Genomic DNA, 12,596 nt, shown 5'->3' with positions numbered 1-12,596 from the left:
TGCCTTACAGCGCAAAAAGGCTGGTGACTAAAAAGTCACCAGCCATCAGCCTAATTGCTTAGGCTGCAACCAGAAAAGTTGGCTTATTTAACTTCAACTTCAGCGCCAGCTTCTTCCAGAGATTTTTTCAGTGCTTCTGCGTCGTCTTTGCTCACGCCTTCTTTCAGCGCAGCTGGAGCAGATTCTACCAGGTCTTTAGCTTCTTTCAGACCCAGGCCAGTTGCGCCACGTACTGCTTTGATAACAGCAACTTTGTTCGCGCCAGCAGCTTTCAGAATTACGTCGAATTCAGTTTTTTCTTCAGCAGCTTCAGCCGGGCCAGCAGCTACAGCTACAGCAGCAGCAGCAGAAACACCGAATTTTTCTTCCATTGCAGAAACCAGCTCTACAACGTCCATTACGGACATAGCTGCTACTGCTTCAATGATTTGATCTTTAGTGATAGACATTTAAATTGTTCCTGAAAATCAGAATAAGTTTATACGTAAGCAAATGCTTTATAAAGATAACTGCAATTAAGCAGCTTCTTTCGCATCGCGTACAGCAGCCAGAGTGCGAACCAGTTTGCCAGCCGCAGCTTCTTTCATGGTTGCCATCAGGCGTGCAATTGCTTCTTCGTAGGTCGGCAGGGTTGCCAGGCGATCGATTTGCGATGCCGGGATCAACTCACCTTCAAAGGCTGCAGCTTTGACCTCAAATTTTGCATTCGCTTTCGCGAACTCTTTGAACAGACGAGCAGCAGCGCCCGGGTGTTCCATAGAGTATGCAATCAGGGTCGGACCAACAAACGTGTCTTTCAGGCACTCGAACTGAGTACCTTCAACTACGCGGCGCAGCAGGGTGTTACGAACAACACGCATGTATACGCCAGCTTCACGACCTGCTTTACGCAGTTCAGTCATTTTGTCTACAGTAACGCCACGGGAATCCGCAACTACTGCAGACAGCGCGCCTTTGGCTACTTCGCTGACTTCAGCAACAATCGCTTGTTTGTCTTGAAGATTTAAAGCCATTAGCTTTGCTCCTGGATGTTTGCCGGAACTCATGTTCCGGAACTCACTTCACTCTTCCCAACGGGAAGAGCGTCTTAATACGGTGAGCAGAAACAAGCCAGAGTATTAAAAATAATCTTAGCGTTCTGTCACCGTCTACGCAGGGGATTAAGTCTCTTTCGAGACACCTGCGGTCTTCGACGGAGGCCTGGATAGGCCAGGCTCCAACGAACAATTCTTTTAGCCACTAACTTTCGTTAGCAAACGTGGGGGTAAGATTGTAGACAAAATCACCGCCCACGTAAAGGCATTAGTTTGCAGCAGCGCTCAGGCCAGCCTGGTCAACTGCAACACCTGCACCCATAGTGGTGGAGATGCTAACTTTCTTGATGTACACGCCTTTCGCCTGAGTTGGTTTTGCTTTTTTCAGCGCAACCAGCAGAGCTTCCAGGTTTTCTTTCAGTTTGTCAGCGTCAAAATCCACTTTACCGATGGTGGTGTGGATGATGCCGTTTTTGTCGTTACGATAACGAACCTGACCCGCTTTAGCGTTCTTAACCGCTTCAGCAACGTTAGGAGTTACAGTACCAACTTTCGGGTTTGGCATCAGGCCGCGTGGACCCAGAACCTGGCCCAGCTGGCCAACAACGCGCATTGCATCTGGAGATGCGATAACAACGTCAAAGTTCATTTCGCCTTTCTTGATCTGATCAGCCAGATCTTCCATACCTACCAGTTCAGCACCGGCAGCTTTAGCAGCTTCAGCGTTTGCACCCTGAGCAAATACAGCTACGCGAACGGAACGGCCAGTACCGTGTGGCAGTACAGTTGCGCCACGAACGTTCTGATCGGATTTACGAGCGTCGATGCCCAGGTTAACGGCAACGTCAACGCTTTCAACGAACTTAGCAGTTGCCAGTTCTTTCAGTAGAGCGATAGCTTCGTTGATGTCGTACTGTTTGGTCGCATCAACTTTGTCACGGATCACGGACATGCGCTTGGTCAGTTTAGCCATTTCTTAGTCCTCCACTACCAGGCCCATGGAACGTGCAGTACCTTCGATGGAGCGAGTCATCGCTTCAATGTCGGCACCAGTCATGTCGGCAGCTTTGGTCTGCGCGATTTCCTGCAGCTGAGCGCGGGAAATTTTACCCACTTTGTCTTTGTTCGGTTTACCGGAACCAGACTTGATACCAGCCGCTTTCTTCAGCAGAACTGCTGCTGGAGGGGTTTTGGTAACGAAAGTGAAAGAACGGTCAGCGTAAACAGTGATTACGACTGGGATTGGCAGACCTTTTTCCAGGGATTCAGTTTTTGCGTTGAACGCTTTACAGAATTCCATGATGTTCACACCCTGCTGACCCAGAGCTGGACCAACTGGTGGACTTGGGTTCGCCATACCAGCTGCAACCTGCAGCTTGACGTAGGCTTGTACTTTCTTAGCCATTCTAAAATCCTCTGATTGGGTAATAGCGCCTCAGGGAGGCTCCCCGTGAATAAAATTCGTTTTACGGGCCGAGACCCATAAAAACAAAAGGCGCGAAATTGTATTCCAATCCCGCGCCTTGTGCAACGATTAAATCGTCGCTTTTTTGATCGCTGCTTAGGCTTTTTCTACCTGGGCAAAGTCCAGTTCTACCGGGGTCGCACGACCGAAGATAGAAACAGAAACTTTCAGGCGGGACTTCTCGTAGTCCACTTCTTCAACCACGCCATTAAAGTCAGCAAACGGACCGTCATTAACACGAACCATTTCACCCGGTTCAAACAGCGTTTTCGGACGCGGCTTATCACCTACCTGCTGCAGGCGGTTCATAATCGCATCAACTTCTTTGTCGCTGATTGGCGCCGGACGGTCAGACGTGCCGCCGATAAAGCCCATCACGCGCGGTACGCTGCGCACCAGGTGCCAGCTCGCGTCGTTCATAACCATCTGAACCAGCACGTAACCCGGGAAGAATTTGCGCTCGCTTTTGCGACGCTGGCCGCCACGGATCTCAACCACTTCTTCGGTTGGAACCATAACTTCGCCAAACAACTCTTCCATGTTGTGTAATTTGATATGCTCACGCAGCGACGTGGCTACGCGGCCTTCAAAACCGGAAAACGCCTGAACGACGTACCAGCGCTTTTTAGGGGCTTCAGACATCTCAGAACCTCAGGCCAGTGATAAAGGATACCAGGCGAACCAGAATACCATCCAGTCCCCACAGGATCAGTGACATTACAGCGGTAACCGCCGCTACGATCAGCGTGGTGTGCAATGTTTCCTGGCGAGTCGGCCAAATTACCTTGCGGACTTCGGTACGCGCTTCGCGGGCAAAAGCGACAGTCGCTTTGCCTTTCGTCGTCAACAGCGCGACACCACCCGCTGCAGCAATCAGAATTACCACTGCAAGCGCGCGTAGCGGCAGCATAATGTCACGATAAAGGTAGTTGCCGACAATCGCTACGATCAGCAGAACGGCTACTACTACCCATTTCATCGCTTCCAGGCCGCGCCCGCTCCCTTGAGCTTCGGTATTCGCACTCATAAACCAACCTGTCAGAAGTATTCTACAAACATTTTCACCCCGCGATCGCGAGGCAAACCAAATCGAAATGCTAATTCGCTTTTCGGATTATACGCTCTCTGCAGAGCCTGTCTCAGCAATGATTATGACAAAAATAATCACTGATGAGCCAGGTTCTGGCGTGAAAGCGTGCAAAAAGGGCATCAAATGATGCCCTTTTATTGCGCATTGCGTCAAATGTTATCAGCAATTAGCCGAGAACTTTAGCAACCACGCCCGCGCCAACGGTACGGCCACCTTCACGGATTGCGAAACGCAGACCGTCGTCCATCGCGATTGGGTGGATCAGAGTCACAACCATCTTGATGTTGTCGCCCGGCATTACCATCTCTACGCCTTCTGGCAGTTCGATGGTACCGGTCACGTCAGTTGTACGGAAGTAGAACTGTGGACGGTAGCCTTTGAAGAACGGAGTATGACGGCCGCCTTCGTCTTTGGACAGGATGTACACTTCAGATTCGAACTTGGTGTGTGGCTTGATTGAGCCTGGCTTCGCCAGAACCTGACCACGTTCGATTTCTTCACGCTTGATACCACGCAGCAGAACACCAACGTTCTCACCAGCACGGCCTTCGTCCAGCAGTTTGCGGAACATTTCAACGCCAGTACAGGTAGACTTCGCAGTCTCTTTGATACCAACGATTTCAACTTCTTCACCAACTTTGATGATACCGCGCTCTACACGACCGGTAACAACGGTACCACGACCGGAGATGGAGAATACGTCTTCGATTGGCAGCAGGAATGGCTTGTCAATCGCACGCTCTGGTTCTGGGATGTAAGAATCCAGGAAGCCAGCCAGTTCGATGATTTTCGCTTCCCACTCTGCGTCGCCTTCCAGCGCTTTCAGCGCGGAACCACGAACGATTGGGGTGTCGTCGCCTGGGAAATCGTACTGAGACAGCAGTTCACGAACTTCCATCTCTACCAGTTCCAGCAGCTCTTCGTCATCAACCATGTCGCACTTGTTCAGGAACACGATGATGAAAGGAACGCCTACCTGACGACCCAGCAGGATGTGCTCACGGGTCTGAGGCATTGGGCCGTCAGTCGCAGCAACAACCAGGATCGCGCCGTCCATCTGCGCAGCACCGGTGATCATGTTTTTAACATAGTCGGCGTGGCCTGGGCAGTCTACGTGTGCGTAGTGGCGAGTCGGGGTGTCGTATTCAACGTGAGAGGTGTTGATGGTGATACCACGAGCTTTTTCTTCTGGTGCGTTATCGATCTGGTCGAATGCACGAGCAGAACCACCGTAGGTTTTTGCCAGAACGGTAGTGATTGCAGCGGTCAGCGTTGTTTTACCATGGTCAACGTGGCCGATAGTACCGACGTTAACGTGCGGTTTTGTACGTTCAAACTTTTCTTTAGACATCGATTGTCCCTCTAAGACACGGATAAATCGGTGATATCACCACATCAACCAGGCGAAATGCCCGAATTGTTGAATACAGTAAAATTGAAACAGAGAGAAACGGGAAGGAGAAGTGAAGTGGTGCTGATACCCAGAGTCGAACTGGGGACCTCACCCTTACCAAGGGTGCGCTCTACCAACTGAGCCATATCAGCACGTATTGGAGCGGGCAGCGGGAATCGAACCCGCATCATCAGCTTGGAAGGCTGAGGTAATAGCCATTATACGATGCCCGCATCCTGAAACTCGGCTACCCAGTTCTTTCTGTAACAAAAAAAGAGATTTCTCTCTTTTTCAGTTTGAGCTGGCTAATTTTTCCAACCAGCTCCGGCGGCATTTACGCTGCCAGAAAGTGGTGGTGGGGGAAGGATTCGAACCTTCGAAGTCTGTGACGGCAGATTTACAGTCTGCTCCCTTTGGCCGCTCGGGAACCCCACCGGACTTGATGGTGCCGACTACCGGAATCGAACTGGTGACCTACTGATTACAAGTCAGTTGCTCTACCTACTGAGCTAAGTCGGCATCAAGTAGCGCGCATTCTATGGATACCTGCGCGGTCATGCAACTAAAAATTTGCATAAAACGTTCTTTCGCTCACATTTTATGCGAACAGCGCACTAAGCGCTGTAAAAGTAGTCATCCACGGTCAAATAATCAACATGGAAGGGTGTTTTGCACGGTATACACCGTAGCGTGACGGCTTCCGCGTAACGCAGCGCTTTCCATCTTTTTTCTTATTATTCCCGCCATCTGGTGTTAACCTCCTGCCCATTGTCCAAAATTAACTGTGTGATGAGCCACGTCCCGGCAGCATAGCGCTGGCTCACTGAAGCATGCTTATGAGCAAAAAAGAGCAAACGTTAATGACGCCTTATCTTCACTTTAACCGCAGCCAGTGGGCTGCCCTGCGTGATTCCGTCCCTATGACGCTGACGGAAGGTGAAATCGCACGGTTAAAAGGGATAAACGAAGATCTGTCCCTGGAAGAGGTGGCAGAAATTTATCTCCCCCTCTCTCGCTTGCTTAACTTCTATATCAGCTCCAACCTGCGCCGTCAGGCGGTGCTGGAGCAGTTCCTCGGCACGAACGGTCAGCGCATTCCTTATATCATTAGCATTGCAGGCAGCGTGGCCGTGGGTAAAAGCACCACCGCACGCGTATTGCAGGCGTTATTGAGCCGCTGGCCGGAACACCGCAGCGTTGAGTTGATCACGACCGACGGCTTCCTGCACCCGAACGAAGTATTAAAAGAACGCGGGCTGATGAAGAAGAAGGGCTTCCCGCTCTCTTATGATATGCACCGTCTGGTGAAATTTGTCTCTGACCTGAAATCTGGCGTGCCTCACGTCACGGCGCCGGTCTATTCACACCTGATCTACGACCGCATCCCGGATGGGGATAAAACGGTAGTCCAGCCGGACATCCTGATTCTTGAAGGTTTGAACGTGCTGCAAAGCGGAATGGATTATCCACATGACCCGCATCATGTGTTCGTTTCGGATTTCGTCGATTTCTCTATCTATGTTGATGCGCCGGAAGATCTGCTGCAGAGCTGGTATATCAACCGCTTCCTGAAGTTCCGCGAAGGGGCATTCACCGACCCGGACTCCTATTTCCACCACTACGCCCAGCTTTCTGAAGAAGAAGCGATTAATGTGGCGACGGGGCTGTGGAATGAGATCAACTACGTGAACCTCAAAGAGAACATCCTGCCGACGCGCGAGCGTGCGAGCCTGATCCTCACCAAGAGCGAGAAGCACGCCGTCGACCAGATTCGCCTGCGGAAATAGTCAGGCAGACATAAAAAAACCGGCTTAACGCCGGTTTTTTACTTTATGCATGGGGCTTCTCGCCGTTTTCATCCTGATCGACCGCGAAGCAGGCGACCAGCTGCCCGCCATACTCCTTCAGCTGCGGCTGGAGCTGGGTGCACGGGCCAAAGCGACGGCTGCACCGGGCGTTAAATGCACATCCCGGAGGTGGATTCAGCGGACTAGGCAGTTCACCCGTCAGCTTAATGCGCTCACGACGATCGTCTGGGTTCAGACGCGGCGTGGCAGACAGCAGCGCCTGGGTGTACGGGTGACGAGGGTTATTAAAGATCTGATCTTTGGTCCCCTTCTCCACGCAGCGCCCCAGATACATCACCATCACTTCGTCAGCGATGTGCTCCACCACCGACAGGTCGTGGGAGATGAACACGTAAGAGAGGCCCAGCTCCTGCTGGAGATCCATCATCAGGTTCAGCACCTGCGCGCGTACGGAGACGTCGAGCGCCGAAACCGGCTCATCGGCAATCACCACGTCCGGATCAAGCATCAGACCGCGGGCAATAGCGATACGCTGACGCTGACCGCCGGAGAACATATGCGGGTAGCGATCGTAATGCTCGGTTTTGAGGCCGACCTTCGCCATCATCGCCAGGGCTTTTTCACGGCGTTGCTCTTTGCTCAGATTGCTGTTAATCAGCAGCGGCTCTTCCAGAATCTGTCCCACTTTTTTACGCGGGTTCAGAGAACCATACGGGTTCTGGAACACGATCTGGATTTTCTGGCGACGCAGCTTCTGCGCCTGCGGATCGTGCTTGAGCAGATCCTGCCCCTGATAATAGAGCTCACCGCCGGTCGGCACTTCAATCATCGTCAGCAGACGACCGAGCGTGGATTTACCGCAGCCTGACTCCCCCACCACCGCCAGCGTTTTACCGCGCTCGAGGGTAAAGGAGACGCCGTCCAGCGCCTTCACCAGGCGTTCAGGGGCAAAAATTCCCTTCTTCACCGGGTAGTGTTTTTTCAGGTCGATGGCCTGCAACAGCGGCTGTTGCGTGGTGGCCTGTTGCGTACTCATAGTGTTGGCCTCCCGGCATCATCGAGTGGGTAGTGACATTTCGACTGGCGGCCGTCAGCAAGCTGGTTTAGCTCTGGCTCTTCCGCCCGGCACTTATCCGTCGCATACGGACAGCGCGGATTGAGCAGGCAGCCCTGCGGTCGGTCATATTTACCCGGAACGACGCCCGGCAGCGACGCCAGACGCGCTTTGTCCTGGGCAAACTCCGGCAGCGCACGCAGCAGCGCCTGCGTATACGGGTGACGCGGCGCGCGGAAGATGTCGTGCGAATTACCGGTCTCGACCACCTGGCCGGCATACATCACGATGATTTTGTGCGCGGCTTCGGCCACCAGCGCCAGATCGTGCGTAATCAGCACCAGCGCCATGTTCTCTTTCTGCTGCAGCTCCAGCAGCAGCTCGATGATTTGCGCCTGAATGGTCACATCCAGCGCCGTTGTCGGTTCATCCGCAATCAGCAGCTTTGGCCGACAGGCAATCGCCATGGCGATCATCACGCGCTGGCTCATCCCTCCGGAGAGCTGGTGCGGGTAAACGTCCAGGCGCGATGCCGGATCAGGGATACCGACCTGATTCAGCAGGTCGATCGCGCGCTGGCGACGGGTTTTCTTGTTACCGCCCTGGTGCACCTTAATCGCTTCCATAATCTGGAAACCGACCGTGTAGCACGGGTTCAGGCTGGTCATCGGGTCCTGGAAGATCATTGCCACTTCGGCGCCCACCAGTTGGCGGCGCTGTTTCTCAGAAATGCGCTTCAGGTCCTGACCGTTGAACTGCAGGTTTTCCGCCATCACGCGGCCTGGGTAATCAATCAGCCCCATGATCGCCAGTGAACTCACCGACTTACCGGAACCGGACTCCCCGACAATGCCAACCACTTCGCCCTGATTTACGCTGTAGCTGATGCGGTCCACGGCGCGAAACGGGGTGCCTTCGTCGCCGAAGTGCACCGATAATTTATCTACATTTAATAACGCCATCTCGTGCCTCTTACTGCTTCAGTTTGGGATCAAGCGCATCACGCAGACCATCACCCATCAGGTTAAATGCCAGCACCGTCAGCAGGATTGCCAGACCCGGGAAGGTGACAACCCACCAGGCGCTTTGTGCGAACTGCAACACGTCGGAGAGCATGGTGCCCCACTCCGGTGTTGGCGGCTGCGCACCCATGCCCAGGAAGCCAAGAGCGGCCATATCAAGAATGGCGTTAGAGAAACCGAGCGACGCCTGAACAATCAGCGGCGCAAGGCAGTTAGGGAAGATATTCACGAACATCTGGCGCATCGCACCCGCACCCGCCACGCGAGACGCGGTGACATAGTCGCGGTTCACTTCCACCAGCACCGCCGCACGGGTTAAACGTACGTAGTGAGGGAGCGCCACGAAGGTCAGCGCAAGCGCGGCGTTACCGATCGACGGACCGAAGATCGCCACCAGCACCAGGGCCAGCAGCAGGCTTGGCAGCGCCAGCATGATGTCGACAATACGCATGATGATGTTATCAACGATGCCGCCGAAGTAACCGGCAACCAGACCGAGTACGATCCCCATAATCAGGGAGAGCACCACCACCAGGCAGCCAACCAGCAGCGACAGACGCGCGCCGTACATCAGACGCGACAGCACGTCGCGGCCCACATCATCGGTACCCAGCAGGTGCGCCAGGCTACCGCCGTCCTGCCAGGCAGGGGGAGCCAGCAGCGCATCGCGGAACTGATCCGCCGGGTTATACGGCGCAAGCACGTTTGCAAACACCGCAATCAGGATCATGATGGATACATACACCAGCCCGACTACCGCGCCTTTATTGCGCTTGAAGTAGTGCCAGAACTCCTGCAGCGGCGTCATCGGAACCGGTGCAGCAACAGCTTTGTTTTCAGAAACCTGTGACATGATGGCCCCTTACTTCTTATGACGAATACGCGGGTTCACCACGCCGTACAGCAAATCGACCAGCAGGTTGACGAGGATAATCATCGTCGCGACCAGCAGCACCCCGCCCTGCACCACCGGATAGTCGCGGCGTTGCAGCGCATCAATCAGCCAGCGTCCGAGGCCCGGCCAGGAGAAGATGGTTTCGGTCAGGATCGCTCCCGCCAGCAGCGTACCCACCTGGAGGCCGATAACGGTCACCACCGGCAGCATGGCGTTACGCAGCGCGTGGACAATGATGACGCGCATCCGGGTTAACCCTTTAGCGCGTGCGGTACGAATGTAATCCTCGCCCAGCACTTCCAGCATGGAGGAACGGGTCATACGCACGATCACTGCCAGAGGAATGGTGCCCAGCACCATGGCAGGCAGGATCATGTGCGCGACGGCATCAATGAAGTTGCCCTCCTCGCCCCAGATGGCCGTGTCGATCAGCATAAAGCCGGTTAACGGGTTGGTATCATCAAGGAAGACCATATCGCTGACGCGCCCGGAGACCGGCGTCAGGTTCAATTGCACCGAGACCAGCATGATCAGCATCATGCCCCACCAGAAGATAGGCATGGAGTAACCGGTCAGCGCCAGACCCACGGCGGTATGGTCGAAAATAGAGCCACGCTTAACGGCAGCCAGTACCCCGACAGGAATACCCACCGCAGTGGCAAAAATCATGGCGCAGATGCCAAGCTCCAGCGTCGCTTTAAAACGCGGCACGAACTCGTCCCACACCGGAAGACGGCTTTTTAACGAAATCCCCAAGTCACCGTGCATCACGCCCCAGATATAGTGGAGGTACTGCTGCCACATCGGCTTATCGAGGCCGAGCTCAGCCAGCAGCTGCGCATGACGTTCAGGGGAGATACCACGCTCGCCCGCCATAATCATTACCGGGTCGCCGGGGATCATATGAACGAAGGCAAAAGTGAGAAGGGTGATACCGATAAACGTCGGGATAACAAGTCCCAGACGTCGGAGGATGAACTGCAACATAACCCGGATTCTCTCTGATGACGCACGGCCAGTGGCGTGACGTCTGTATTGCTCACAAATGTAAATTCCCTCTCCCTTCGGGAGAGGGTTAGGGTGAGGGGATGCATGCACGCCCCTCACCCCTGCCCTCTCCCACAGGGAGAGGGAGAACACCCTACTTATTATTCAACCGATACGTTTTCGAAGTGGTGTTTGCCCAGTGGATCAACCACGTAGCCCTTCACTTCTTTACGCACTGGCTCATACACGGTGGAGTGAGCAACAATCAGCGCCGGAGCCTGATCGTGCATAACAACCTGAGCCTGCTTGTAGAGTTCAATACGTTTGTTGTGATCGTCGGTGGCACGCGCCGGCTGGATCAGGTCTTCAAACGGCTTGTAGCACCAGCGAGAGTAGTTAGAACCGTCTTTCGCCGCCGCGCAGCTGAACAGGGTAGCGAAGAAGTTGTCCGGATCCCCGTTGTCACCGGTCCAGCCCATCATCACCGCCTGGTGCTCACCCGCTTTGGCGCGCTTCAGATACTCGCCCCACTCGTAGGTCACAATCTTGGCCTGAACGCCAATCTTCGCCCAGTCAGCCTGAACCATTTCCGCCATACGGCGGGCGTTCGGGTTGTAAGGACGCTGAACAGGCATCGCCCACAGCTCAACGGTAAAGCCTTTATCCTGACCCGCTTCTTTCAGCAGCGCTTTCGCTTTTTCAGGATCGTAGCTGTAGTCTTTAACGTCGTCGTTATAGCCCCACATGGTTGGCGGGATCAGGTTTTTGGCCGCAACGCCCGCGCCCTGGTAAACGGCTTTGATGATCGCTTCTTTGTTCACCGCGTAGGTCAGCGCCTGACGCACTTTCACGTCATCAAACGGTTTCTTCTCGGTATTGAAGGAGAGATAGCCCACGTTCAGGCCCGCCTGCTCCAGCAGGTTGATGTTTTTATCCTGCTTCATGCGCGCGATGTCAGCCGGGTTCGGGTACGGCATAACCTGGCATTCGTTTTTCTGCAGTTTTGCATAACGAACGGACGCATCAGGCGTAATGGAGAAGACCAGACGGTCGATCTGCGGCTTGGTGCCCCAGTAGCCCGGGAAGGCTTTATACAGAATACGGGAGTCTTTCTGGTACTGCAGCAGCTGGAACGGACCGGTACCGATTGGGTTCAGGTCCACTTTTTCCGGCGTGCCGGCTTTCAGCATGTTATCCGCATACTCTTTAGAGAGAATAGAGGCGAAGTCCATGGCCAGGTCAGCCAGGAATGGCGCTTCCGGGCGCGTCAGTACGAACTGAACGGTTTTATCGTCCACTTTTTTCACTTCGGCGATCAGGTCTGGCAGCCCCATCCCTTCGAAGTATTCGTAGCTGCCGCCAGACACTTTGTGGTACGGGTTCTGCGCGTTTTTCTGACGGTCGAAGGAGAACACAACGTCGTCGGCGTTAAAGTCGCGCGTTGGTTTGAATTCTTTGCTGTCCTGCCACTTCACGCCCTGGCGCAGGTGGAAGGTATAGGTTTTACCGTCTTCGCTGATGTCCCACTTCTCGGCCAGACCCGGAATCACTTCCGTGGTGCCGGTTTTGAATTCAACCAGACGGTTATAGATTGGTACAGAGCTTGCGTCGTAAGTCGTACCAGAGGTAAAGAGCTGTGGGTTAAAGCCTTCCGGCGAGCCTTCAGAACAGTAAACCAGGGTTTTTGCCTGTACGCTTGCTGCCACGGTCATAGCCACCAGGCTCAGACCAAGCTTCAGCATCCCTGACTTCTTCAAGGAAATACTCATTATTCTGCTCCAATGTGATGTTTTGCTTTGTTGTGTTACGCCGCCAGACCTTTATTTATTTTTTACCCGGTCCGGTCGG

At 54.0% G+C, this 12,596-nt stretch carries 13 protein-coding genes and 4 tRNA genes; 1 reads left to right on the top strand and 16 read right to left on the bottom strand.

What is annotated here, in order from left to right; all coding sequences use genetic code 11:
* Positions 1-83: 83 nt before the first annotated feature.
* The 11 genes from rplL to AC4ICF_RS00990 form a co-directional block, all read right to left on the bottom strand.
* Positions 84-449 (bottom strand): 50S ribosomal protein L7/L12, encoded by a 366-nt coding sequence (rplL, locus tag AC4ICF_RS01040; RefSeq protein WP_002445276.1) that lies wholly within the window; start codon positions 447-449, stop codon positions 84-86.
* Between the two features lie 66 nt (positions 450-515).
* Positions 516-1,013 (bottom strand): 50S ribosomal protein L10, encoded by a 498-nt coding sequence (gene rplJ, locus AC4ICF_RS01035; protein WP_003862338.1) that lies wholly within the window; start codon positions 1,011-1,013, stop codon positions 516-518.
* Between the two features lie 289 nt (positions 1,014-1,302).
* Entirely contained in the window at positions 1,303-2,007 is a 705-nt protein-coding gene (rplA, locus tag AC4ICF_RS01030) for a 50S ribosomal protein L1 (RefSeq protein WP_006810530.1), read from the bottom strand.
* Positions 2,008-2,010: 3 nt separating this feature from the next.
* Positions 2,011-2,439 (bottom strand): 50S ribosomal protein L11, encoded by a 429-nt coding sequence (gene rplK, locus AC4ICF_RS01025; protein ID WP_008503452.1) that lies wholly within the window; start codon positions 2,437-2,439, stop codon positions 2,011-2,013.
* A 156-nt stretch (positions 2,440-2,595) separates the two neighbouring features.
* Positions 2,596-3,141, bottom strand: a complete 546-nt coding sequence (nusG, locus tag AC4ICF_RS01020) for a transcription termination/antitermination protein NusG (protein ID WP_003862341.1) — start codon at positions 3,139-3,141, stop codon at positions 2,596-2,598.
* A 1-nt stretch (position 3,142) separates the two neighbouring features.
* Positions 3,143-3,526 carry a preprotein translocase subunit SecE gene (gene secE / locus AC4ICF_RS01015; RefSeq protein WP_013094999.1) on the bottom strand — a complete coding sequence of 128 codons (384 nt, stop codon included), beginning with the start codon at positions 3,524-3,526 and terminating at the stop codon, positions 3,143-3,145.
* A 229-nt stretch (positions 3,527-3,755) separates the two neighbouring features.
* Complete coding sequence (gene tuf / locus AC4ICF_RS01010) at positions 3,756-4,940, bottom strand: elongation factor Tu (RefSeq protein ID WP_023309456.1); 1,185 nt, start codon at positions 4,938-4,940, stop codon at positions 3,756-3,758.
* Between the two features lie 118 nt (positions 4,941-5,058).
* Positions 5,059-5,134 (bottom strand) — tRNA-Thr (locus tag AC4ICF_RS01005).
* 6 nt (positions 5,135-5,140) lie between these two features.
* A tRNA-Gly gene (locus AC4ICF_RS01000) sits at positions 5,141-5,215 on the bottom strand.
* 117 nt (positions 5,216-5,332) lie between these two features.
* A tRNA-Tyr gene (locus AC4ICF_RS00995) sits at positions 5,333-5,417 on the bottom strand.
* 8 nt (positions 5,418-5,425) lie between these two features.
* Positions 5,426-5,501: transfer RNA gene (locus AC4ICF_RS00990), tRNA-Thr, on the bottom strand.
* Between the two features lie 317 nt (positions 5,502-5,818).
* On the opposite strand from AC4ICF_RS00990, the gene coaA reads away from it, so the two are divergent.
* Complete coding sequence (gene coaA / locus AC4ICF_RS00985) at positions 5,819-6,769, top strand: type I pantothenate kinase (protein ID WP_316380449.1); 951 nt, start codon at positions 5,819-5,821, stop codon at positions 6,767-6,769.
* Positions 6,770-6,812: 43 nt separating this feature from the next.
* Here coaA and dppF read toward each other — a convergent pair whose 3' ends face one another.
* From dppF to dppA, 5 genes are all read right to left on the bottom strand, one after another.
* Positions 6,813-7,826 (bottom strand): dipeptide ABC transporter ATP-binding subunit DppF, encoded by a 1,014-nt coding sequence (dppF, locus tag AC4ICF_RS00980; protein ID WP_116343104.1) that lies wholly within the window; start codon positions 7,824-7,826, stop codon positions 6,813-6,815.
* Entirely contained in the window at positions 7,823-8,806 is a 984-nt protein-coding gene (gene dppD, locus AC4ICF_RS00975; protein WP_008502772.1) for a dipeptide ABC transporter ATP-binding protein, read from the bottom strand. The genes dppF and dppD overlap by 4 nt, the downstream gene beginning before the upstream one ends.
* A gap of 10 nt (positions 8,807-8,816) precedes the next feature.
* On the bottom strand, positions 8,817-9,719 hold the full coding sequence (gene dppC, locus AC4ICF_RS00970) for a dipeptide ABC transporter permease DppC (RefSeq protein ID WP_233003603.1): 903 nt from the start codon (positions 9,717-9,719) through the stop codon (positions 8,817-8,819).
* Positions 9,720-9,728: 9 nt separating this feature from the next.
* The gene (gene dppB / locus AC4ICF_RS00965; RefSeq protein ID WP_028015092.1) at positions 9,729-10,748 is read right to left on the bottom strand and encodes a dipeptide ABC transporter permease DppB; all 1,020 of its coding nucleotides are present in this window, start codon (positions 10,746-10,748) and stop codon (positions 9,729-9,731) included.
* A 161-nt stretch (positions 10,749-10,909) separates the two neighbouring features.
* The gene (dppA, locus tag AC4ICF_RS00960; protein ID WP_080329898.1) at positions 10,910-12,517 is read right to left on the bottom strand and encodes a dipeptide ABC transporter periplasmic-binding protein DppA; all 1,608 of its coding nucleotides are present in this window, start codon (positions 12,515-12,517) and stop codon (positions 10,910-10,912) included.
* Positions 12,518-12,596 lie beyond the last annotated feature (79 nt).

It is taken from the genome of Enterobacter sp. ECC_219_Taxon_10 (assembly GCF_058354905.1).
This window is presented reverse-complemented; position numbering and strand designations above follow the sequence as displayed.